Annotated in this window: 16 protein-coding genes and 1 pseudogene; 9 read left to right on the top strand and 8 right to left on the bottom strand. The window is 50.1% G+C overall.

Going from position 1 to position 23,818, the window contains the following annotated elements; all coding sequences use genetic code 11:
- Positions 1 to 24 precede the first annotated feature (24 nt).
- The 9 genes and pseudogenes from A7975_RS15310 to A7975_RS15270 all read left to right on the top strand — a co-directional run bounded on the left by A7975_RS15310 (position 25) and on the right by A7975_RS15270 (position 14,494).
- A complete protein-coding gene (locus tag A7975_RS15310) occupies positions 25 to 1,788 on the top strand; it encodes an ABC transporter ATP-binding protein (RefSeq protein ID WP_141680303.1) in 1,764 nt (587 codons plus the stop codon).
- Positions 1,763 to 3,649: an ABC transporter ATP-binding protein gene (locus tag A7975_RS15305; RefSeq protein WP_065385650.1), complete on the top strand. Its 1,887-nt coding sequence runs from the start codon at positions 1,763 to 1,765 to the stop codon at positions 3,647 to 3,649. Before A7975_RS15310 ends, A7975_RS15305 begins: the two co-directional genes overlap by 26 nt.
- A gap of 134 nt (positions 3,650 to 3,783) precedes the next feature.
- A pseudogene (locus A7975_RS35655) lies at positions 3,784 to 3,963 on the top strand (cysteine synthase A); the annotation flags it as partial.
- A 182-nt stretch (positions 3,964 to 4,145) separates the two neighbouring features.
- Positions 4,146 to 5,078 carry an AEC family transporter gene (locus A7975_RS15295; protein ID WP_065385648.1) on the top strand — a complete coding sequence of 311 codons (933 nt, stop codon included), beginning with the start codon at positions 4,146 to 4,148 and terminating at the stop codon, positions 5,076 to 5,078.
- Positions 5,079 to 5,234: 156 nt separating this feature from the next.
- Positions 5,235 to 5,927, top strand: coding sequence for an ABC transporter ATP-binding protein (locus A7975_RS15290; RefSeq protein WP_065385647.1), 693 nt, complete (start codon positions 5,235 to 5,237; stop codon positions 5,925 to 5,927).
- Positions 5,911 to 6,936 (top strand): efflux RND transporter periplasmic adaptor subunit, encoded by a 1,026-nt coding sequence (locus tag A7975_RS15285; protein WP_053372312.1) that lies wholly within the window; start codon positions 5,911 to 5,913, stop codon positions 6,934 to 6,936. The genes A7975_RS15290 and A7975_RS15285 overlap by 17 nt, the downstream gene beginning before the upstream one ends.
- 63 nt (positions 6,937 to 6,999) lie before the next feature.
- A complete protein-coding gene (locus A7975_RS15280) occupies positions 7,000 to 9,879 on the top strand; it encodes an ABC transporter permease (protein ID WP_065385646.1) in 2,880 nt (959 codons plus the stop codon).
- Between the two features lie 3 nt (positions 9,880 to 9,882).
- Complete coding sequence (locus A7975_RS15275; protein ID WP_065385645.1) at positions 9,883 to 10,767, top strand: ABC transporter ATP-binding protein; 885 nt, start codon at positions 9,883 to 9,885, stop codon at positions 10,765 to 10,767.
- 2,611 nt (positions 10,768 to 13,378) lie between these two features.
- Positions 13,379 to 14,494 carry an NADH:flavin oxidoreductase gene (locus tag A7975_RS15270; protein WP_065385644.1) on the top strand — a complete coding sequence of 372 codons (1,116 nt, stop codon included), beginning with the start codon at positions 13,379 to 13,381 and terminating at the stop codon, positions 14,492 to 14,494.
- 74 nt (positions 14,495 to 14,568) lie between these two features.
- Here A7975_RS15270 and A7975_RS15265 read toward each other — a convergent pair whose 3' ends face one another.
- From A7975_RS15265 to A7975_RS15230, 8 genes are all read right to left on the bottom strand, one after another.
- Positions 14,569 to 15,405, bottom strand: a complete 837-nt coding sequence (locus A7975_RS15265) for a sulfurtransferase (protein ID WP_065385643.1) — start codon at positions 15,403 to 15,405, stop codon at positions 14,569 to 14,571.
- A gap of 15 nt (positions 15,406 to 15,420) precedes the next feature.
- The gene (locus tag A7975_RS15260) at positions 15,421 to 16,731 is read right to left on the bottom strand and encodes an LLM class flavin-dependent oxidoreductase (protein WP_065385642.1); all 1,311 of its coding nucleotides are present in this window, start codon (positions 16,729 to 16,731) and stop codon (positions 15,421 to 15,423) included.
- A gap of 18 nt (positions 16,732 to 16,749) precedes the next feature.
- Complete coding sequence (locus A7975_RS15255) at positions 16,750 to 17,607, bottom strand: carbohydrate ABC transporter permease (RefSeq protein ID WP_065385641.1); 858 nt, start codon at positions 17,605 to 17,607, stop codon at positions 16,750 to 16,752.
- 15 nt (positions 17,608 to 17,622) lie between these two features.
- A complete protein-coding gene (locus A7975_RS15250) occupies positions 17,623 to 18,555 on the bottom strand; it encodes a carbohydrate ABC transporter permease (protein WP_176707733.1) in 933 nt (310 codons plus the stop codon).
- A 74-nt stretch (positions 18,556 to 18,629) separates the two neighbouring features.
- Positions 18,630 to 19,985 carry a sugar ABC transporter substrate-binding protein gene (locus A7975_RS15245; RefSeq protein ID WP_065385640.1) on the bottom strand — a complete coding sequence of 452 codons (1,356 nt, stop codon included), beginning with the start codon at positions 19,983 to 19,985 and terminating at the stop codon, positions 18,630 to 18,632.
- A gap of 32 nt (positions 19,986 to 20,017) precedes the next feature.
- Positions 20,018 to 20,986, bottom strand: a complete 969-nt coding sequence (locus A7975_RS15240; protein ID WP_065385639.1) for an amidohydrolase family protein — start codon at positions 20,984 to 20,986, stop codon at positions 20,018 to 20,020.
- Between the two features lie 13 nt (positions 20,987 to 20,999).
- Complete coding sequence (argH, locus tag A7975_RS15235; protein WP_082198207.1) at positions 21,000 to 22,511, bottom strand: argininosuccinate lyase; 1,512 nt, start codon at positions 22,509 to 22,511, stop codon at positions 21,000 to 21,002.
- A gap of 294 nt (positions 22,512 to 22,805) precedes the next feature.
- Complete coding sequence (locus A7975_RS15230; protein WP_053372304.1) at positions 22,806 to 23,738, bottom strand: ArsR/SmtB family transcription factor; 933 nt, start codon at positions 23,736 to 23,738, stop codon at positions 22,806 to 22,808.
- Between the last annotated feature and the right edge of the window lie 80 nt (positions 23,739 to 23,818).

Here is a 23,818-nt window from a genome sequence, read left to right as displayed (position 1 = left end):
TTGAAAATGGGAAGTGATCGTTTTTTGAAGCCCAATAGCTTGTTAACTGATTTTTTTCGGAAAACGTGGTACCTATACGTAGCCTCTATCTTTTTTCATTTGATATCGAACACGATTAACGTATTTTTTCCGAAGGTGCTGGGGCAGTTTACGGATAAGCTGCAAATTGGCGGTTTAACGAGCAAGCTGATTGTGGACTATAGCCTGCTCCTGCTATTAATCGGCGTTGGCCAAGTGCTGTTTAACGGCGTAGCGATGTACTTGGTCATGTATGTGGGCAGAAAGTTTGAATTTCTCGTCCGAAGAGGGCTATTCAAGCATTTTACGGAAATGAGCGAACGTTTCTATTCGAAAAATGGCGTCGGGAAGCTGCTCAGCTATTTTATGAATGACGTTACTGCGGTTCGGGAGTCGATCTCTATGGGCGTCAACCAAACCGCAAACGCATCCATGCTGCTTGTGGCGTCTATTACGATGATGCTTGTCAGCCATATTCCTTATTATCTGATTTTGGCATCTGTATTTCCGCTGTTGCTGATCCCGATTATCGTTGTTTATTTGGGGCCGATTATTAGAAAAAGGTCGCTAGAGGTGCAAGAAGCGCTTGGGACGATGACGGAAACGGCCGAGGAGCAATTTGGCGGCATCCGGGTAACGAAAAAGTTTGCAGTGGAAGACATCATGATCGAGCGCTTCGGCAAAACGGTGGATCAAATCCGGCATAATCAATTGCGGCTGGTTCGCGTTTCGTCTTTTTTCCAAGCGTTGATTCCGTTTCTTGGCGCGATTGGGCTGATCGTCGCGCTTTCCTTTGGCGGCTATATGACGATTACGAAACAAATTTCGCTTGGTAACTTCGTTGCACTAACGCTCTATATCCGCATGCTGATGAATCCGCTTCAACAAATCGGGAACGTCATCAACACGATCCAACGCTCGCGTGCTTCGCTGGAGCGGCTGAACGGCTTGCTGTCACAGCGTTCGGAAATCGTGGAGCTTGAGGGCGCCAAGGCTGTAAATTTAGATGATGCCGGCATCAGGATTGACCATTTATCGTTTGCTTACGAGCAAGGCGGCAATCCTATTCTGAAAGACATCAGCCTGCGCGTTGAGCCAGGCACGACGCTTGGCATCATTGGCCGAACCGGCAGCGGGAAGACGACGCTGATGAAGCTGCTGCTCCGAACCTATGACCCGCCTCCGGGGACAATATGGTATGGGCAGACGGATGTGAGAGAGATGACGCTTGAGAGTCTGCGCACCCAAGTTGCTTACGTCCCGCAGGATGGCTTTCTGTTTAGTACAACGATTAAGGAGAACATTGCATTCTCCGATCGCGAACGTGAGCTTGAAGCGGTTGAGGCTGCTGCCAAGCATGCCCAAATTTATAATAACATCGTTGATTTGCCGAATAAGTTTGAAACGCGGCTCGGCGAGCGCGGCTTAACGTTGTCTGGCGGCCAGCGCCAGCGTACCAGCTTAGCTCGCGGGATGATTAAGGAATCTCCGATTATGATATTGGACGATAGCGTCAGCGCGGTGGATGCCGTGACGGAGAAGGATATCATTGACGCGATCCAAACGGAGAGAAACGATAAAACAACGATTATCATTGCGCATCGCATTAGCGCGATCAAGCATGCGGAGCAAATTATAGTCATGGATGACGGCGTCATTGTGCAGCGCGGCACCCACTCGGAACTGCTCGAGCAGCAAGGACTTTATGCAACGCTTCACGCCATACAGGAGGAGGGGAGTCAGCATGCGACCGGCACAAGCCATTCATAATTGGCAGGCGGATCAGAAGGGCGATCCTAATGCACCTGAACAGAAGCCGAATTATGTACCAGCGTTTCGTACCCTTTTCAGCTATGCGAGACCGCATCTCTGGGCATTCATCGGCGTATTTTGCTGTACGTTAATCGCGATTCTGTCTGATTTGCTGCAGCCCTTTTTAATGAAAATCGCGATTGATGACAACTTGCTTTCCGGCAAAAACGATTACAAAGGCTTGCTTACGATTTGTTTCATCTATTTAGGCTTATCGGTATCCAGCTTGCTATTCACGTATTTGCAAAACAACTTGCTCCAAAATATCGGTCAAAGCATCGTGTCACGCATCCGGAAGCAGCTTTTTGGCCATATATTGAAGCAGTCGATGCGGTATTTCGACCGGATGTCGAGCGGCAGCCTCATCACGCATGTCTCGAGCGATACGGAGGCGCTGAACCAGTTTTTTAATCAGGTGCTGCTGAGTCTATTTAGAGACGGGCTTACGCTCATCTTTATCGTCGTGATCATGTTCCAGCTCGATACGAAGCTCGCGCTATATTGCTTGATTTTGCTGCCGATTATTTGGGTGATCGCGATTGCCTTCCGGTCTTTCATGCGTACGACCTATCAGCTGGCGAGAACGAGATTGTCCCGCATGGTGGCGTTTGTAGCTGAGAACCTCTCTGGCATGAATCTTGTGCAGGTGTTCCACCAGCAGAAGGAGCAAGAGAAGCAATTCAACGAGCGGAACGGCTTGTACTTTAAAGCTAATCTTCGGGAAATTCGGACGAATGTCGTGTTTGGCCGTACCTTCGATATTTTAAGCAATCTATCGATTGCTTTTGTCACCTGGATCGGCGGCAACGCCGTGCTGGGACAGCATCTCGAATTCGGTGTTTTGTATGCGTTCATTACGTATATCCGCCAGTTTTTTCAGCCGATCAATACGATTACACAGCAGTGGAATACGCTGCAGTCTGCAACGGTTGCGATTTCAAGAATTTGGAGCGTATTCGCGAATAAGCCGGATATTACGGATCGTGATCTGGAGCCTGTCGATTTGCATAAATCGCATGCGGATCATGATGAGGCGGATGAGCGTCAGGCTTCATTACCGGCTTACAACCTAGAGAAGGTGAAGGGACGCATCGACTTCGACCACATCTCCTTCTCCTATGAGGAAGGGATACCGATTATTCGGGATTTGGATTTGCATATCAATTCCGGTGAGCTTATCGGCGTCGTTGGCACGACTGGCGCAGGCAAAAGCTCGCTCATCAGCTTGTTATGCCGCTTTTACGATGTGAAGGAAGGAAGCATTCGGATCGATGAAACGGATGTGAGGGATATTCCGCAAGCGACGCTGCACCGATTAGTAGGGCTGGTTCAGCAGGAGCCTTACCTTTATTCAGGCAGCATCATTGAAAATATAAGGATGTTTGATGATTCGATCTCCCGCGAGGAGGTTATTCGCGCCTGCGAGTTCGTTGGAGCGGATGCCATTATCAAGAAGCTCAAGAACGGATATGAAACGAAGCTGTCGGAGCGGGGAAGCGGCTTGTCGGCAGGCGAGCGCCAGCTGATATCTTTTGCGAGAATTATCGTCTTTAAGCCAAAGGTTCTTATCTTGGATGAGGCAAGCGCCAACCTTGATTCGCATACGGAGCAGCTGATTCAGAACGCGCTGCAAGTTGTCTCGCAGGATCGGACGACGATCGTCATTGCGCATCGGTTGTCTACCATTATGCAAGCTGACCGCATTATTGTGATGAGCCATGGTGAAATTGTGGAGCAAGGCAATCATCAGCAGCTTTTGGAGCATGACGGTCATTATAAAGAGCTGTATGAGCATTCGCAAGGCAATGTCGCGGTATAGCTCTTGGCATGACCCACGATCATTACGGCACGTGCCGCAAGGCCATTCTCGTAATGCATGAAACGATGAGCTTGGAGCGCCGCAATCTGCTGCGTGCGTATGGCGCTGAACTGGTGCTTACGCCAGGGGCTGTCGCAAGAAGAGTAGCGAAGGAGCAAGGCATCCTAGGCGGCATTTCCTCGGGCGCAGCTGTCTTTGCAGCCATTCTATTGGCACACAAGCTAGATGCGGGCAAGCGCGTTGTTGCGGTTATTCCAAGCAACGGCGAGCGTTACTTGTCTACAGTGCTCTATCAACAGGAGCAGCAGCTGTAGGAGATAAGCTAATCAGAACGGGCAGCGCTGGCTAAGGACGACGGCTGTCCGTTTTTGCATGCCGAGACAAAAAGTAAGCTTGCCTAATAGGCGATGAACCTATTAAAATTAGTGATGCGAACCTGGGAGGGACGACTTGACCCATTACTCACACTATATAATAGAAGGAAGCAGATGCAGGAATGAATATTTTTGTTCATATATTGATGACGAACGTACTTCCGATGGTCATTATGATTGGGCTTGGCATTCTGATTCAACGTGCGTTTAAGCTGGATATCAAAACGTTATCGAAGCTGAATTTTTATTTATTTTCGCCGGCGATCATGTTCGACCTGCTGTACAAAACCGATATTTCCGTTTCGGTAATCGGCAAAATTTTGTTTTTCTTCGTCGTATTTATGGTTGCCCAGTATTTGATCGTTGAGGTTGTTATCCGCATAAGAGGATATAAGCCCAGCATGAAGAGCGCGATGCGCAACAGCATCCTCTTTTATAACAGCGCCAATTATGGCATACCGCTTAATCAGCTGGCATTTGCCGGGAACGAGAAGACGCTCGCCATTCAAGTGCTTATTATGATGACGCAATCCTTTGTGCCCAATACCTATGGCATTTATAGCGTAAATGCGCATAAAGCCGATATGCGTGCGATTTGGCGCACGATTATTTCTATGCCTATCATTTATGTCATTCCGCTTGCTTTTCTATTAAGAGGATTCCATGTGGCGATCCCGCAGCCGATTGCTACGCCGCTAGGTTACTTGGCTGACGCCTTCATCGGCACCGCGCTCATTACGCTTGGCGTTCAACTTGGCAATATGGAGTGGAAAATCAAACGTTCCCTTCTCATCGATGTAAGCCTGTCGGGTATGCTTAGGCTTGTTGCCGGCCCATTGCTCGCATGGCTGATCGTGTGGCTTATGGGACTCGATAAGCTGACGGCAGCAGCTTTGATCGTATCGTCGGCCGTGCCAACTTCTCTTAGCAGCGTGCTGCTCGCGGTTGAGTTCGACAATGAAGCCGAATTTGCTTCGCAATCCGTGTTCGTTTCTACTATTTTAAGCATTATAACGGTTACGGCTGTTATCTTTTTCTTGAATCTTGACATATAAGCGGACTTAAAGCCTATGAATCCTTAAGCATGGATTTCATAGGCTTTTTTAATTGCTTAGTAGTAATAGAATGGCTTGTACATAATGCGAGATGGGTTTAAAATGGAAATTGATACAAATGTAAACGTTTTATTGGAAACGGAGGTTTTCTGATAGATGCAGCTGATAGAGCATGATATGATTCATGCAAGCGCTTTAAAAAGAACGTTTGGACGGGGGAGCGGCGCAGTTACCGTATTGAAGGGCGTGGACTTATCGATCCCTTCCGGCAAGCTGATTGCGTTCAAAGGAAGATCCGGTTCGGGGAAGACGACATTGATTAATTTGCTTAGCGCCTTGGATCGTCCAACGGAAGGGCAAATTACATTTGCAGGCCGTGATTTGACAGCGATGTCGAATCAGGAGAGAGATATGGTGCGCCGCAAGGAAATGGGACTTATTTTTCAATCGTTTGCGCTGATTCCCCTTATGTCTGCATATGAGAATGTAGAGTTTATATTGCGGGTTGCGGGCGTCGCAGCGAGCGGACGCAAGGAAGCCGCTGTCCAAGCTTTGGAGCAGGTTGGCCTGAAGGGGCGCATGCATCATAGGCCATTCGAGCTGTCGGGCGGAGAGCAGCAGCGGACGGCAATTGCTAGAGCAATCGCCCATAAGCCAAAGCTATTGCTGGCGGATGAGCCAACTGCGGAGCTGGACAGCCGGACGGGACTGCAAATTATGAAGGTGTTCCGCGATTTGGTAGAGACGGCAGGCATGACGATCATTATGACCACGCATGACCCTGCTATTATGGAAATCGTTGACCAAGTGTATGAATTGGAGGATGGACAAATTGTCGCAAAAGCTTAAGCCGCTGCTTGGCTGGTCATTCGCGCTGCTCATCAGCGCCTCATTAACAGGGTGCTCCTTGCTGCCTGCCGAGGAGGAAGCTCTGAAGCCTCCATTAATTAAGCCGGCACAGGAAAATTACCGAACGGTCACGGTTGAGAAGGGCACGATTACGCAGGACATTAATGGAAGCGGCGCATTGGAATCTACGAAGTCTGAAATTGCTCAGTTTGTAGGCCAAGGCGGCCGTATTGCGAAGATGCTGGTAACCTCAGGAAGCAAGGTGAAGAAGGGCGACGTGCTCGTTCAACTCAACGTAGACGGATTGGACATCCAATTGAAGGAGCAGGAGCTTGCGTTTGCAAAGGCGAAGCTGGCGTTCAAGCAGGCCAAACTAGGCGGGGACAGCGATGCGATTGACATTGCCAATCTGCAAATGGAGATTGAGGATTTAAAGCTGGAGCGGCTGATGAAAACCTTTAACAGCAAGCAGCTTGTAGCCGGAATGGACGGTCAGGTAACTTTTGTCGAGGATTTGGATGAAGGCGATTTTGTCGAGGCTTACCAGACGCTAGTCATTATATCGGATCCATCGAAGCTGCGCGTGGCGCTTCGGGTCGAAGCGGGCGCTGAAATTAGCGGCGTGGATGTGGGCTTCCCGGCTTTGGTCAAATTCGGCTCGCAGGAGCTGCAGGGCAAAGTGGTGCAGACGCCATCGTCCGCTCCTACGACATTAAACGCGCAGCTTCAAGAGCGGTACTCCAAAACGTTGTTCATCGAGGTGCCGAAAGTGCCGGCGGATGCGTCGATTGGCGCTTTTGCAGATGTGAAGATCATCCTGCAGCAGCGTGATGATATTTTGAAAATTCCGCGCAGCGGCGTGCGCAGCTTCCTTGGCCGAACATTCGTAAGAACGCTGGAGGAAGGCAATAAAATACGTGAGATCGATGTCGAAACGGGCGTTAAGGGCTCGACGGAAATTGAAATCACGAAGGGTCTGGAAGAAGGCGCGATTGTCGTCCTGCAATAACAAAAGCATGAGCTTGTTATAAGGCAATACGTTATCAGTCGTTTACGCTTGGGAGGTTTTCGCGTGGCTTTGTTCGTCATGATTATTCGCAAAATGGTGCAAAACAAGTGGTTGGTTGCGAGCTTGTTTATTGGTTTGGTTATGTCTGTCGCTTTGGTCAGCAGCATGCCCATTTATTCGGAAGCAGTGCTCTCGCGAATGCTGGTCAAGGATTTGGAGACGATGCAAACCAAGAGGAGCGTGTATCCCGGCAGCCAATACAACAAATTATTTTATACCAAAGAAACGCCCGAGCAGATGAATAAGATCTATACGAAAGTGGATCGGTACATCCATGAGCAAGCCGCCGCAGGTTTCCAAATACCGGTGCAGGAGCTTGTTGTCGATTTCCAATCGAAATCGATGAAGATAAGGCCCACAAATGATCCTGAGCCGAATACGAAAAAATCGCTCAAAACGATGGCGCTTCGCTCCTTCTCTGATCTAGAGAAGCATATTAAGCTGAAGGACGGCAGAATGCCTGCGGAACAGCAGCCCGTCGATGGCGTATATGAAGTGCTCGTGACGGAGCGGGGACTTATTCAGTTTAAAACGGTGCTTGATTCCGAGTTTTTTGTCGACGACGATAAAATTGCCGGGGAAATAAAGTTTAAACCGGTAGGCGTATTTGAAAAGCTGCAGGATGACGATCCCTACTTTCGGGATACGGACCTGAGCGAGCTTAGCGGAAGCTTTGTCATTAGCGACAAGCTGGCTAAGCAACAGCTGATGCAGGAGGCGCGAATTCCGGTTGCGTCTGTCGGTTGGTTTTTTGTACTGGATTATTCCAAGCTTGAGCTGAGATTCGTGGACGATTTTATCCAGACGACCAGTAAGATCCGCAACGTTATGCTCAATAACGTGACGATGTATCAGGCGGTGACTGAAACGCCGGCTTTGGATACGATCGCGAAATATATGGACAGGGCAGAGCAGTTAAGAACGTTAATGTGGTCGCTAAATGTTCCGGTGTTGATTATGCTCGGTTTTTATATGTTCATGGTGTCGAATCTTATCGCCGACCGGCAAAAAAATGAAATCGCCGTTCTGCGCAGCAGAGGAGCGGCACGATGGCAGGTTATTACTTCGTATGCGGTAGAGGGCATTATTTTATGCGGCATCGCATTTGGCGTAGGACCCTTGCTGGGGGTCGCATTGACAGAGCTGCTGGGCGCTTCGAACGGTTTCTTGGAGTTCGTGCAGCGCGTGAGGCTGCCCGTCAGGCTTACCGAGGAAGCTTACCGTTACGGGGCAATCGCCTCGGGCGTATGTTTCGTTATTATGCTTATTCCAATCATCATGGCAACTCGCGTCTCGATTGTTGGACATAAACAGCAATTGGCAAGAATGCTGAAATCACCGCTTTGGCATAAAATGTTTCTCGATGTCATTGCGCTGGCACTCGCTATTTACGGCATGTATACGTTCAGAAAGCGGCTCGCCGATTTGCAAAGCCTGGGACTGAATGCTGACGATTTGAATATCGATCCGCTGCAATTCGTTATTCCAGCCTTATTTATTATGGGAGCGGGCTTGCTGCTGCTTCGCTTGTATCCGTGGGTGCTCAGGCTCGTATACTGGGCCGGCAAAAAATGGTGGCCGCCTTCCGTGTATGCAACGTTAATCCAGGTTGGCCGTTCTAGCTCGCAATACCAATTTTTGATGATTTTCCTCATCATGACGATTGCAACAGGCGTATTTAGCGCCTCGGCTGCAAGGACGATCAATAACAATACAGAGGATCGGATCAAATATGGAAATGGTGCCGAGATCGTGCTGACCGCACAGTGGATCAACGATGCGCCTCCTCCGGCGCCGCCGGGTATGCAGCAGCCGGCAGCGCCTGTCGTACAAGCGCCTGTCCATTATTTAGAGCCGGCTTTTGAGCCTTTTAAGGCGATTAAAGGTGTAGAGCATGCTGCCAAAGTGTTCAAGAAGGAGGCTGGTTTCAGCGTCAATGACAGTACGGGCGCGGCAACGCTGATCGGCATCGACTCAGACGAGTTCGGAGAAACGACATGGTTCCGTGACAGCTTGCTTGATTATCCGATTAACGACTACTTGAACCTTCTCGCAGGAGATTCGCAGGCCGTGCTCATTTCCAAAACGCTCGCCGATCAGAAGAAGGTTAAGCCGGGCGATACGATATGGGTAGGCTGGAGCGATGTGCCGCAGCAGCCGTTTAAGGTGTATGGCATCATCGAGTATTTCCCTACCTTTAACCCGAATCCGGCTGTAGGGAGCGTGGATGTGAGCGAAGAAGCGTCAAAAGGCAACGCTCCGATGCTGATCGTAGGGCACTTGCCGCGCATTCAGGTCATGCTTGCGCTTGAGCCGTATGATGTCTGGATTAAGCTGAAGCCAGAGACCAGCACAGCGGAGTTTTATGAAGGCCTCAAGGAATCGAAGCTTCCCATTACGAATATCGTCAATACGAGGCTAGAGCTTGTGGATGCCAAAAACGATCCATTCCTCATGGCGCTGAACGGCATTTTGACGCTTGGTTTCGTTCTCTCGATACTGGTTAGCTTTATCGGCTTCTTATTGTACTGGGTATTATCGCTGCGCGGCCGGACGCTGCAAAATGGCATTTTGCGCGCGATTGGCTTATCGCTCCGACAGCTCATTGGCATGCTCGGCGTCGAGCAGCTGCTCACATCCGGCGTTGCCGTTCTTATCGGAATAGGCGTTGGCAATGTGGCGAGCCTGCTGTATGTGCCAAACTTTCAAATTGCGTTTAATCCGAGCAGCCTCGTTCCTCCGTTCAAGGTCATGTTCGATTCGTCGGATTTAATGCGTATTTATATACTTGTCGGCTTCATGCTGCTCTTCGGTCTTGGCATACTTGCCTATATGCTGTCCCGTCTGCGCATTCATCAAGCGATCAAGCTAGGGGAGGATTGACGGATGATTCATTGCGAAGGGCTAGTCAAAATATACAAAACAGCCGACCTAGAGGTATTCGCCCTGCAAGGCCTCGATCTTCATATTGATAGCGGTGAACTCATGGCCATTATCGGCAACAGCGGCAGCGGCAAATCGACGCTGCTTAATATGCTCGGGGGCTTGGACCGTCCAACGGCCGGCAAGCTGACGGTTGACGGCAGAGACATGCTGAAGTTTAAGGAACGGGATTTTGTCCGTTACAAACGGGAAAGCGTCGGTTTCGTCTGGCAAAATAATGCGAGAAACCTTATTCCGTATTTGACGGCGCTCGAAAATGTAGAGCTGCCGATTTTGCTGACGGGCAGCCGCAAGCGCTGGCGGGCGAAGGAGCTGCTCGATGCTGTGGGGCTAAGCCACCGCGCATCGAACAAGCTATACGAGCTCTCTGGCGGTGAACAGCAGCGCGTGGCCATCGCGATCGCGCTTGCCAATCATCCGAAGCTGTTGCTTGCGGATGAGCCGACAGGCTCCGTAGATTCGCGGATGGCGAATCAGATATTGGATTTGTTCCGCGAGCTGAACCGGACGATCGGCATTACGGTCGTTATCGTTACGCATGATCCAGAGCTTGCGAAGAAGGTAGACCGCGTAGCGGCTATCCGCGACGGCAAAATTTCATCCGAGATGCTGCGCAGGCGGTCATACGCGGAAGAGCTGGCCGAGCTTGAGCAAACGGAGGATGAAGAAGGCACGCATGTGGAGTATGCGGTGCTGGATAAGGCAGGCCGTTTGCAGGTGCCAGCGAACTACTTGGAGTCGATTGGCGTCAAAAACTCCAACAAGCTTCGCGTGGAGCTCGGGGAAGGACGTATCGTGCTGCTTCCTCCAGAGGACAAACCAGAGTAACTAATCAGGGCTGTGCCAGGTCATTCATGACTTAGGCGCAGCTATTTTTCTTGGCAGAGCCGTAAGCTCAGAAAACCAAATTAACAGGAAAACCTCCCGCTAATATCGCCGAATGAAGCTCATCCGGCCACTTAACCGGAAAACCTCCCGTTAATTTTACGCGAAACGCCTAAATCGGGAGAAATACGAGGAATTAGCAGGAGAATTTCCATGTAATTGCAGAAACGGCGTATTCATAGGGCGATTTAGCGGGAGAAATTCCCGTTAAGTTAGTTTGCTTGGGCGCTTCTTCGACGACGAATGCTGCTGCTGCGCGCACGTTGGGCAAGTAGCATGCGGTTGTGGTTGTTACTGTAACCTCAGAAAACCAAATTAACAGGAAAACCTCCCGATAATGTCGCCGAATGAAGCTCATCCGGCCACTTAACAGGAAAACCTCCCGCTAATATCGCCGAATGAAGCTCATCCGGCCACTTAACTGGAAAACCTCCCGTTAATTTTACGCGAAATGCCCAAATCGGAAGAAATACGAGGAATTAGCAGGAGAATTTCCATGTAAATGCAGAAACGGCGCATTCATTGAGCGATTTAGCGGGAGAAATTCCCGTTAAGTTAGTTTACTTGGGCGCTTCTTCGACGACGAATGCTGCTGCGCGGACGTTGGGCAAGTAGCATGCGGTTGTGGTTGTTACTGTAACCTCAGAAAACCAAATTAACAGGAAAACCTCCCGTTAATATCGCCGAATGAAGCTCATCTGGCCACTTAACTGGAAAACCTCCCGTTAATTTTACGCGAAACGCCTAAATCGGGAGAAATACGAGGAATTAGCAGGAGAATTTCCATGTAATTGCAGAAACGGCGTATTCATAGGGCGATTTAGCGGGAGAAATTCCCGTTAAGTTAGTTTGCTTGGGCGCTTCTTCGACGACGAATGCTGCTGCTGCGCGCACGTTGGGCAAGTAGCATGCGGTTGTGGTTGTTACTGTAACCTCAGAAAACCAAATTAACAGGAAAACCTCCCGATAATGTCGCCGAATGAAGCTCATCCGGCCACTTAACAGGAAAACCTCCCGCTAATATCGCCGAATGAAGCTCATCCGGCCACTTAACTGGAAAACCTCCCGCTAATGTCGCCGAATGAAGCTCAACCAGGCACTTAACTGGAAAACCTCCCGTTAATTTTACGTGAAACGCCCAAATCGGGAGAAATACGAGGAATTAGCAGGAGAATTTCCATGTAAATGCAGAAACGGCGCATTTATAGCGTGATTTAGCGGGAGAAATTCCCGTTAAGTTAGTTTGCTTGGGCGCTTCTTCGACGACGAATGCTGCTGCGCGGACGTTGGGCAAGTAGCTTGCGGTTGGGGTGTTACTGTAAGCTCAGAAAACCAAATTAACAGGAAAACCTCCCGCTAATGTCGCCGAATGAAGCTCATCCGGCCACTTAACAGGAAAACCTCCCGCTAATATCGCCGAATGAAGCTCATCCGGCCACTTAACTGGAAAACCTCCCGCTAATGTCGCCGAATGAAGCTCAACCAGGCACTTAACTGGAAAACCTCCCGTTAATTTTACGTGAAACGCCCAAATCGGGAGAAATACGAGGAATTAGCAGGAGAATTTCCATGTAAATGCAGAAACGGCGCATTTATAGCGTGATTTAGCGGGAGAAATTCCCGTTAAGTTAGTTTGCTTGGGCGCTTCTTCGACGACGAATGCTGCTGCGCGGACGTTGGGCAAGTAGCTTGCGGTTGGGGTGTTACTGTAAGCTCAGAAAACCAAATTAACAGGAAAACCTCCCGCTAATGTCGCCGAATGAAGCTCATCCGGCCACTTAACAGGAAAACCTCCCGCTAATATCGCCGAATGAAGCTCATCCGGCCACTTAACTGGAAAACCTCCCGTTAATTTTACGCGAAATGCCCAAATCGGAAGAAATACGAGGAATTAGCAGGAGAATTTCCATGTAAATGCAGAAACGGCGCATTCATTGAGCGATTTAGCGGGAGAAATTCCCGTTAAGTTAGTTTACTTGGGCGCTTCTTCGACGACGAATGCTGCTGCGCGGACGTTGGGCAAGTAGCATGCGGTTGTGGTTGTTACTGTAACCTCAGAAAACCAAATTAACAGGAAAACCTCCCGTTAATATCGCCGAATGAAGCTCATCTGGCCACTTAACTGGAAAACCTCCCGTTAATTTTACGCGAAACGCCTAAATCGGGAGAAATACGAGGAATTAGCAGGAGAATTTCCATGTAATTGCAGAAACGGCGTATTCATAGGGCGATTTAGCGGGAGAAATTCCCGTTAAGTTAGTTTGCTTGCAGTCCCGTGACGGCAAATGCTGCTGCTGCGCGCACGTTAGACAAGTAACATCTCGGAGTAAGCGATCCAGCTAAATGAGCGAGCAGATAGTTTAGGGGTGCCGTCATGACGTTTACATGTTCAGATAGCTATCGCGTGGCGGTTATATAATCCTAGGCAGTTCTTCAAAGCGATGAGTCGCTTTTATTGCAATTAAAGTACTGGGATTACACGGGAATAAATGGTATTATGGAATAGTGTTAAGATAAAAATCGTATCGATACCAAATACATGGGAGGAATCCAAATGTCTAATGCCAAAAACGAAGTATCGGTTGAATCGTTGTTTAAGCCTTTTAAATCAAAGAAGCTAGAGGTTGCTAATCGAATAGTGATGGCGCCGATGACTAGAGGATATTCCCCGAACGGAGTGCCTGGAGAGGACGTTGCCGCTTATTATCGCCGCCGGGCGGAGAATGGGGTTGGTCTAATCGTCACCGAAGGCACGCTGATTAATCATCCCGCTGCGGCGGCGAGTCCCAATTGGCCGAACTTTCACGGTGAGGCAGCCTTGAATCAATGGTCTAACGTCGTAAACGCTGTGCATGAGGCAGGCGGCAAAATCATTCCTCAGCTTTGGCATATCGGATTGACGCGCAAAATCGGCGATCTTCCTAATCCGGAAGCTTTGCCAATCGGGCCTTCGGGATTGAATCTGGCAGGCGAGAAGATAACGGAGCCGCTAACGGAAAGTGAAATCGCGGATGTTATCGCCGCTTACGCGCAGGCTGCGGCAGACGCAGCAAAAATCGGATTTGACGGCATCGAGCTTCATGGAGCGCACGGTTATTTAATCGATCAGTTTTTCTGGGACAAAACGAATAAGCGCACCGACCGTTACGGCGGCGATCTTGCTTCGCGAACGCGATTCGCCGTTGAGGTTGTAGAGGCTTGCCGCCGAGCCGTAGGGGACGATTTTCCGATTGTGCTCCGATTCTCGCAGTGGAAAGCTAACCATTACACCGCAAGGCTGACCGAGACGCCTGAGGAGCTTTCGCAATTTTTGACGCCGCTCGTAGATGCGGGAGTCGATGTTTTTCATAGCTCGACACGGCGTTACTGGGAGCCTGAATTTGAAGGCTCTGAACTGAATTTGGCAGGCTGGACAAAAAAACTGTCAGGAAAACCGACGATAACGGTAGGCTCTGTCGGCCTCGACAATGAGTTTAGAAGCAGCAGCGGAGATGCCGCGCAGCCGGCTTCCCTTGCGGGAATAATTGAAAGGCTTGAAAATGAGGAGTTTGATCTGGTCGCCGTAGGCAGAGCGCTGCTGGCAGATCCCGAATGGGCCGTTAAAATACGCGATGATCGTACGAATGAGCTGCGTGACTATGATACGACTGCATTGAAATCACTTTATTAATAGTTGATGTGTAGTCCGTGTAATAACGAAAAGAGGAGAAGAGGGCGCCAACGCCCTCTTCTCCTCTTTCGTTATTACAGCCTCGTGACCTCCGTATCCTCATCATTTCCCCATTCCTCCCATGAACCTTCATAGGGACGGATATCAGGATATCCAATCAAACGCAATACAAAATAAGTATGGGCACCGCGTTGATTGGACTGGCAATAAGGAACGATTGTTTTTGCCGGATTTATGCCTGCATCTGCAAATTCTTGCTTTAAGGTAAGAGCATCCTTGAAACGGACCACGCCGTCTGTATCGGCTGCCCCAAGCGCTTCCTTCCATTCCTTATGTATGGCCCCGGGTAGATGTCCTCCCTTGCGATTAGACCGAAGATCAGCTCCGGCATACTCTAAGGCGGATCGAGTATCAAGCAGGAGGCTATCTTTAAGCCCGGCTTGAATGTCTTCCTTCGTGACAACGAGCAGTGGTTCGGCGAATAGGGCAAGCGTTCCCTCTTCTGCATCCGGCACTTCGGCCGATACCTCTTTGCCCGCAGCAGTCCAAGCGGCAAAGCCGCCATTAAGCAGCTTCACTTGATCTCGCAGCCCATAATACTCCAGGACATAGAAGAGGCGTGTCGCCAGCACGCTGTTTCCCTCATCATACACAACGATCGTTGCACCGCTGCTTACTCCACATTTCTCTAACACAGCTCTTAAAGCATCTACGGCTGCAAAGGTGTGGGACGTATTATCTTTTAAGGCTTTGACATCAATCCAGTGGGCACCGGGAATATGGCCTGCCGCATAACCTTTGGCTCTGGCATCAAGCAGGATGATATCGGGGTTTCTTCTATGTTTTTCTACCCAGCTAGGATCGACAAGCAGATGCGCATTGAGATCGTTTAAATCTCTCGAATCGGTCACTTTGGTTACCTCCCATCATAGAACGCTATACCCCAAATTTTCACGCAGCGTCCGAGCGGAATATTCAGTAGGGAACAGCCCTCTGCGCTGCAGCTCGGGTACGACTAGATCGAGGAAGGCTTCCGTTCCGCCAAAAGCCAGCTGAGGCATGACGCTGAAGCCATCCGCAGCCCCATTTACGAACCAATCTTCCATCACATCCGCAACCTGCTGCGGCGTACCTGCGATGCTTAACTGGCCATTTCCTACCCAGTACTTATCAAGCAGCTCTCTAAGCGTCGGCTTCTCTTGCTCCACGATTTTTTTTACCATCTGGTAAAAGGATTGGTAAGCATTGACCTCGCTCAGCTCGGGCAGCTCGGGAAAAGGATCGTCCAGACCATACGCCGAGAAGTCGATGCCTAGCAGGTTGGAGAGGGACATGACGGCACGTTCGATTGAGCCAAGCTGCCGAAGCTCGCTCGCTTTTTGCTTGGCTTCTTCTTCTGTCTCGCAGACGATGACATGAAGGCCTGGTAATACTTTAATATCATCCGGGGACCTACCGGCCCTTGCCGTCTTTGCTTTGATATCCGCATAAAAAAGCTGCGCATCCTCAAAGGTGCGCTGAACCGTGAAGATAAGCTCGGCATATTGCGCCGCTAAGCTTTTGCCCTCCTCGGAAGCCCCGGCTTGAATGAGCAGCGGTCTCCCTTGCGGGGATCGCATCATGTTTAACGCCCCGCGAACGGAGAAATAAGCGCCTTCATGCTTGATGTCATGAACCTTGCCTGCATCGGCATATACGCCGGATGCTTTATCCTGAACCAGCGCGTCAGCCTCCCAGCTCTCCCATAATTTTAGCGCAACCTCGGTAAATTCCCGTGCTCTCTCGTACCGTTTCGTATGGGCAGGAAGCTCCTTCAGGCCGAAGTTAAAGGCTGTGCGTTCAACGCCTGTCGTCACGATGTTCCATCCGGCGCGGCCGCCGCTAATATGATCGAGTGAAGCAAATAGTCTTGCCACGTTATAAGGCTCGCTAAAGCTAGTCGAAACGGTAGCAATCAAGCCGATCCGCTCGGTTACGACAGCGATCGCCGATAAGAGGGTCAACGGTTCGAAACCAAGGATCGGGCCATGCTGAACGGCTTTTGTTTCAATAGACAGACCGTCCGCGATAAAAAGCGAGTCAATCCGGGCGGCTTCCGCTTTTTTGGCGATCCGTAGAAGATGGTTGATGTCATGCAGCTCGCTAAGCCTCGTGCTCTCATGGCGCCAAGCCCCTTTATGCGAGCCTGCATTTTGCAAAAATAAATTCAGGATCATTCGGCGGTTTGATTTGCTCATTCTCATCACCTTTGCCTGTTATTTCATCCCGCTGAGTGCGATTCCGCGAATGATTTGCTTTTGAAAAATAAGAAAAAGAATAATAAGCGGCGCGATGGAAATCGTCGTTCCTGCCATAATGAGTATCCAATTGCTCGTATCCTTCAACTCGCTGGAGAAATAAACGATGCCGACGGGCAGCGTAAACTTCGCTTCCGTCTGGAGCACGATTAGCGGCCAAATAAACTGATTCCAGTTGCCTATAAAAGTAAGAATGACGAGCGTCACGATAGCCGGTTTCACTAGAGGAATCGCGATGTGGAGCAGGATGCGCCACTCGTTCAGCCCATCAATACGTGCCGCATCGAGCAAATCCGACGGGATGGAGTCCATAAACTGCCGCATCAGAAAGATGCCGAAGGCGGTAATAATGCCGGGGAACAGCACTCCCCAGTAGGTGTCGGACCAGCCCAAATCGTTCGCGATCAAATACCAAGGAATAATGAGCATCTCCGTAGGTACCATCAAGGTGCTGATGATGAGCAAAAAAATAAGCTGCTTGCCTGCGAACGAAAATTTGGCGAGCACATAACCCGCCGCCGTATCAAAGATCAGAACGGTGCTGGTAGCGATGAGGGAAATGATCAGCGTATTTTTGATCCATGCGCCAAAAGGAGCTTTTTCGAAAATAGCGGCATAGTTGTCAAAAGTAATCGTCTCTGGAATGAGCCGCAGATTATAAACATCCTGGGGGAGCTTAAAGGAGGTGGCGACCATCCATAAAAACGGAAACAGCATAATAAAGACGCCAGCCGCAAGCAGCAGGTAGATGATCGACGTACGAAGCCTTACTGCGGGGGACTTGGCGTGCGTCCTGTTAACCTTTGATGAGCTCACGAAATCAGCCTCCCGTCAATATTCCACTTTTTTATTCAACACTTTTAATTGCAGCAGGGTAAGCGCCAAAATCACGACGAACAAGACGACGGTAGCAGCTGCTGCGCTCCCCATCTTAAACTGTTGAAACGCTAAATTGTAGATGTGAAGCACCATGGTAGTCGTTGCATTAAGCGGCCCGCCATTCGTCATGCTCAGCACCTGCCCGAACGATTGCAAATAGGAAATAACGCCAATGACGGCGGAAAATACGATAACGGGGTTAAGCAGCGGCAAGGTAATATGGCGGAATTTCCGCCAAGCTCCGGCGCCGTCGATAGCAGCAGCTTCATAATACATTTTCGGAATGGCCTCCAAGCCGGTCATAAAGATGAGCATTTGAAAGCCGGTGCTTTGCCAAATCATCGTCAAGGTAATGAGAAACAAGGCTTGGCGGGGCGATTGCAAAAACAATTGCGGTTCGAAGCCTAGGCTTAAGAGCGTTTCATTTAACCAGCCATTGCGCATAAGAATCCAGCGAAATACCCAGCTGACAGCGATGATGCTTGTCACGTAAGGAATGAAGTACACCGTGCGGAACAGCCCGCGAAGGCGCTGCACGTTATGCAGCAGAAGGGCGACGATTAGACCGACAAGCAGCTGTCCGGGAACGCCAAGCAGGACGAACTTAAACGTATTGACGATCGACCGCAGAAAGATTTCGTCACTGAACAAGGCACTGAAATTAGCGAATCCAACGTAGGGCTTATCGGAGGACAATAAATCCCATTCGCGCACGCTCACGTTGAAGGCATAGAGGATCGGCAGCAACCGTGTGCTCAAAAAGTAGAGCAGGGGAATGCCGAGGACGATATAGATAAACAAATAACGCTGCGTTCGGTAGTTAAGCCGTACACGAAGCAGCTCGCGGCTTTTGCGCGCGGTTATACGCAGGGCATGCTCCAGCATAATGAATTTCGCCTCCCTCTCCTTACAAAATGGAGCGCCCGCACTAGGCTAGGCGCTCCTGCCAAGGCAGCCGGTTACTTCTTGTCGACCGATGCCCAATAATCGTCATATAGCTTTTGCGTCTTGGCTACAAGATCCTGAAAGGCTTTCTCCACGGGCACGTTGTTCAGCAGCACTTCATTTGTCGCATCAACAAACAGCGTCTTCTCCTGCGTTTCGTCGATGAAGAAATGCGCGCGGCTGTCATCCAATTGGGAGATGAACGGGCCAAGCTTCTCGTCGCTAACATATTTATCCTGTGTCGCCACCGCTTTCTGCGCTGGCAGCTCGCCGATCTTCTCGACCCATTTCTCTTGAACCTCTTTGCTGGTCAAGAACTTCAAAAACTCGGAAGCGGCTTTCAGTTTGTCGCCCTCGACATTTTTGGGGATCGCATTCGCCCAGAAGGAAGAAGGCGCGGACTTGCTTTTGTATGACGGAAGCGGGGCAACGCCGTAGTTGAGATCAGGGAAATCCTTCTTAATCGAGCCCAGCCGGAAGGAGCCGTCAACGTTTATGGCTGCATGGCCGGTCATAAAGGCATTGCTGTCGTTCTCGTAGAAGCCGTTAATGCCGACCTTATGCTTAATCGCAAAATCGATCAAGTACTGGAACGCCTCAAGTCCGGCTGGCGTCTCTGCCCATAAGATTCGACGGCGATCTTCGCTCAAATCCTGCCCTCCGGCTTGGTGAAGCAAGCCGTCACGGTACCAATGGTGAAGCTGCGCGCCAGGCTCCCAAGCGAAGCCCTCTACGACAAACTGCCCTTTGGCATCCGTTTCCGTCAGCTTCTTGGATACATCGACGAGCTGCTCCCAAGTTGTCGGCAGCTCGGTAATTTGGGCTTTGGACAACAGGTCTTTATTGTAGAAAAGCGCGAGCGTTCTTACAGCGGTAGGTATCGCGTAATAGGAGCCGTCGATTTTGGCGGCATTTACCAAAGGATAGAAGTTGCTTTCGATTTCTGCTGTGGAGAATACGTCCTCAGGCAGCGGCTGCAAATAGCCGGAGGCAACGTATTTTGGCAGCCATCCATAATACAGGTTGATAATATCAGGGCCTTTGCCTGCGGGAACTAGCGTCGCAACCTTCTGATTGTATTGGTCATATGGGAAGTTGGTTTGTTTTACCGTAATGTTCGGATGCGTGGTTTGAAATTCTTTGATGAGTTCGTTAATAAGCTCAACCTTGGCAGGGAATTCATATTGCCAGTATTCAATCGTTACCTTTTTATCCGTTGCTTGCGTCTCTGGAGGGCTCGAGCTATCCGTCTTATTTTCCTTTTCGGCGTTTGCCTGCTCCTTGCTGCTATTGTTTCCGCTGCCGCAGCCGGTTAAGGCAATAATAATGAGCAGACCTGTCATTAACGTCGTCCATTTTTTGTTTTTCATCAAATACCCACTCCTCTTTTTGTATGCAGCGATTAAGCTTGCTCGGCTTTGCCTGACTGCTGCGCGGGCTTGCCATGGGGCAGCGCGAGTCCGAGCAGCCGCCTAGCGTTATTGCCAAATATGTTCTCAATATCAGTCTCGCTGAATCGCAGCTCGCGGCAAGCGCGAACCTGGTCCTGCAAATACCGATAAGGGTAGCCTCTAGGAAACCCGCTTGCATCTGTCCCGAAAATGATCCGTTCCGGCCCGATGAGCTCATAGGTTTTGCGCAGCACCGATTCCAAGGTCAGCTCATAGGGCATCCAGCGCATCCATTGATTGGAGCCGGATGTATCGATAAAGACGTTCGGGCAGCTCCAGCACAGATGAAGCAGCTCTTGAAAATATCCCGCCCCGAAGTGAGGAATTATAAACGGAATATCGGGGAAGCTGCGAGCGGTATTAAAGATAGCCAATGGGCTTATGTTCGGATGATGCGCGATCCCTCCCGCATGTCCGAGCAAGCCGAAATGAATGAGCACGGGCAGCCGTTTCTCTGCGAGAAAGGTCCATATGGGAGTGAGCGACGGATCATCGAAGGGAATCGACGTGAGCGGACCGAACAGCTTATAGCCCTTTAGCCCAAGCTCGTTGACTGCTCGGCGCAGCTCCGCTTCCGCACCTTCTTCTTCAATGGAATGATACGCAAAGCCGGTGAAGCGATCGGGATGTCTGGCAAGCTGAGCAGCCATGTTGTCATTGTCTAGCGCAGTAAGGAAGTTGAGGCCGCCTATCCCGTATTTGTCGAGCTCCTCAACCCAGCGATCAATTAAAGGGGTCGTGTCATTATCCGCGTTAGAACCGACAGGCGCAGCTTCGGGAAAGTCCCACGTCAGCCTCATCCTCTCGCTTCGCTCCGCTCCATAGCGCGAAATCAACTCATGTCTGTTAATGCCGCCGAGCAGCAGCCGGTAGGGGAGATGTCCGTGAATATCAAACACTTTAAAGGGGTTACGAAACATAAGCTCACTCCATTCATAATTCCTTGATTAGCCAATTCGATAAAATGAAATTCAGCTCCGCTGCCGCAGCCTCAAGTCTGTCGGCGCGTTCTTTAAGCCAAAGATTCAGGTCGTTCAGCCGTTTTTGCTGGGCATTTAACGAACGATTCATTTCGGATGGACTAGGCCCGCCCCGGAGCGTGCGAATTTGCACAAAATGGTAAGGGTCCAGCGCTTGCTTCAACTGCTTCTCGCTTAGCCTAAGCGGGATGCCAATCGTCTTAATCGCCGCCTCATTGAGCGATTGAAGGCTCAAATCGCTTACGTGATCGCCCCGCTCAGCAGCAAGGGTGACGAGCTTGCTTACGACCGAATGCGCTTTGCGAAAGGATAAGCCTTCTTCTCTAACGAGCGTATCTGCCAGCTCCGTAACGGTCGCGAAGCTTTCGGCAGCTCGTTTGCTCAGCACGTCCTCCCTGATATGCAAGGTAGAAATGACTTTGGACAACAGCCGATAAACGACCTCGAGCGTATCTAAGCTCTTCCACGCATAGGGCTGCATATCGTCCTCGGTATCGACGATATCGCCAAACGGCGTATTGTGAATCATCGTAAGCACCGTTTGCGCATTGCCCGCAATGCTGGATAGAAGGGAGCGAATATGCTCGATAGAAACCGGATTTCTTTTTTGCGGCATGATGGAGCTGATTTGAACGTAGGGGGCGGCTACTTGGATGACGGCAAATTCCTGCGTGCACCACAGCAGCAGCTCTTGCGTGAACCGGCCTAGATTAATGGCGGCGAGCTGCGTGGCTGAGGCGATCTCGCCTGCGTAGTCGGCGCCGCTTACCGCATCATAGGCATTCTCGATCAGCCCGTCAAAGGCAAGCAGCGCTGCTACGCGCTCCCGGCTGATGGCAAAGCCGGACGTTGTTAATGCAGCAGCACCCATGCTGCTTAAATTGCAGTTTGCATAGGCAGCTTGCAGCCTTTGAATATCCCGAGCCAGCGAATCGGTCACCGCTGCGATATAGTGGGCGAGTGTCGTCGGCTGCGCTTGCTGCGTATGCGTATGCGCAATCATGATCGTATCCGTATGCTTCTTGGCTAGCTCAAGCAGGCTCGCATGCAGCCCAAGCGCTGATCCGATTGATCTAAGCAGCTTTTCGCGGAGCGTTATCCGGTATATGGCTATCCCCATATCGTTGCGGCTGCGTGCCAGATGCAAGCTGCCCGACGCTTCATCCGACAGCTCCAGAAGCTTGTGCTCAACCTCAAAAAACAAATCCTCAAATTGCCCGTTATATGTCCCTATGCGCAGCTGCTCTAGATTTATCGTTAACAAGGCGTTTGCGATTTGGCGGGCTTCGCCCTTCGTTAGCAGCCCTTGTTCAAAGAGCATAATGAGATGGGCTTTATGCACGGCAATCATCGGCTGAAGCAGCTGCTGCTTCGCTTGATCATAAGCTGGCGAAAGTACGGCTTCTACGTAGGTTTTGCCTGGAAAGGAGCTTCCCTCATCTTGCTCATGCCGTTTCATGGACATTGTGTTTGCCTTCCTTTCGTGAGATGGGCATAGCATTTCAGCATATGGAACATAAAAAACAGCCGGAGCTATCGCAACGAGCGATCTCTCCGGCTGTCCGGTTGAAATGGTTTTGAGATTTAGCGTATTATTCCTACTGGAATTGTATGTTTAAGATAGTAGCATTGTTTTCATGCGAAAACAACCCTTTTTTTCTCAGTTTTGATAGAACTTTTGTATAAGATTATCCAATCGTTCTATCGCAGGCAAATAAAAAGAAGCTCCCTGCAAAGGGGGCTTCTCCAAATGATTTGGTTATGCCAGCGTCCGATCCTCTTGAGCCAGCTTCGTGTAATACAGCTTGAAGATAAGGTCCTGATTGTAATTGCCGAAGCCTGAGCCAAATAACGTGACGCCGCCGATATGCTCGGCATCCTCAAGAATCGCGATACGGAACGTCCAGTGGCTGTTGCTGATATCGATCTGGTCCAGACTCACGTTGGAGAGCTTAAGGCCGTCCATGTAGGTGCCGTCTTTCTTAATGATAAGCCGCTTCAATAATCCGAATTGGTTGACATCATCGAACCACCAGGGCGGATTGAGCTTGCCCTTGCCGCCGTAATCGGCGGGGCTCGTCCACATGCCAACGTTCACGCCATTGAAGAAGAACGTAAGGTCCGATGGCCAGTTCATATTGGTGAGGGGGGCCTCCGACGAAATTTCCATCGAGATTTCGAGCTCATCCGGACTTTCGCTGCTTAATAGGAAGTTTGGAATTTTGTATTCGATATAGCCTTGCGAGAACCATAATATTTTGGCGTTGACGCGGTCCGGATCAAGAAAATAGCGCGGATCGTCAAAAATGCCGATCACGTTCTCGGTCGTACAGATCCCGCAAGTAGGTACGATATTCAAATCGGTATAATGGCCGATCGATACCTCGGTCCTTCTGGATTCGCGATGGACGACGTCCTTGCGGGGAAAAGCGATTTCAAGTCCATCCATGCTAAGGGAGCACACCTTCTGTGCGGCGCCGCCTTTGCCGGGTGTCATTTCGGAGCGGATGATGCCCGCCTTCTCCAGCTTTTTGACATGCATAGTCATAATCGCGCTGCTTAAGCCTAATGCTTCGGCAAGCTCGCGAATGTTCATTGATTTTTTGGAAAGCAAATGAATCATTTGGATTCGAACGTTGCTTGATATGGCCTCAAAAATAGGCAAGCTTTGCTCTGATAGGTCGATTTTCAATGGATAACCTCCGAGTGAGAGTTATTATTAATACATATGTGAATAATTAGTGTGTGCGTATAGTCTGTAATATACATGAA

Source organism: Bacillus sp. FJAT-26390, from assembly GCF_001682865.1.
Classification (GTDB): domain Bacteria; phylum Bacillota; class Bacilli; order Paenibacillales; family Paenibacillaceae; genus Pristimantibacillus.
The sequence above is the reverse complement of the archived record's forward strand: the minus strand, read 5'-3'. Positions and strand labels throughout refer to the sequence as shown.

Coding starts and splice junctions, on each gene's coding strand:
- A7975_RS15290 (WP_065385647.1), top strand. CDS start 5,235: ATGCAGCTGATAGAGCATGATATGATTCATGCAAGCGCTTTAAAAAGA.
- A7975_RS15260 (WP_065385642.1), bottom strand. CDS start 16,731: ATGAGCAAATCAAACCGCCGAATGATCCTGAATTTATTTTTGCAAAAT.
- A7975_RS15275 (WP_065385645.1), top strand. CDS start 9,883: ATGATTCATTGCGAAGGGCTAGTCAAAATATACAAAACAGCCGACCTA.
- A7975_RS15250 (WP_176707733.1), bottom strand. CDS start 18,555: ATGCTGGAGCATGCCCTGCGTATAACCGCGCGCAAAAGCCGCGAGCTG.
- A7975_RS15270 (WP_065385644.1), top strand. CDS start 13,379: ATGTCTAATGCCAAAAACGAAGTATCGGTTGAATCGTTGTTTAAGCCT.
- A7975_RS15240 (WP_065385639.1), bottom strand. CDS start 20,986: ATGTTTCGTAACCCCTTTAAAGTGTTTGATATTCACGGACATCTCCCC.
- A7975_RS15295 (WP_065385648.1), top strand. CDS start 4,146: ATGAATATTTTTGTTCATATATTGATGACGAACGTACTTCCGATGGTC.
- argH (WP_082198207.1), bottom strand. CDS start 22,511: ATGTCCATGAAACGGCATGAGCAAGATGAGGGAAGCTCCTTTCCAGGC.
- A7975_RS15245 (WP_065385640.1), bottom strand. CDS start 19,985: ATGAAAAACAAAAAATGGACGACGTTAATGACAGGTCTGCTCATTATT.
- A7975_RS15305 (WP_065385650.1), top strand. CDS start 1,763: ATGCGACCGGCACAAGCCATTCATAATTGGCAGGCGGATCAGAAGGGC.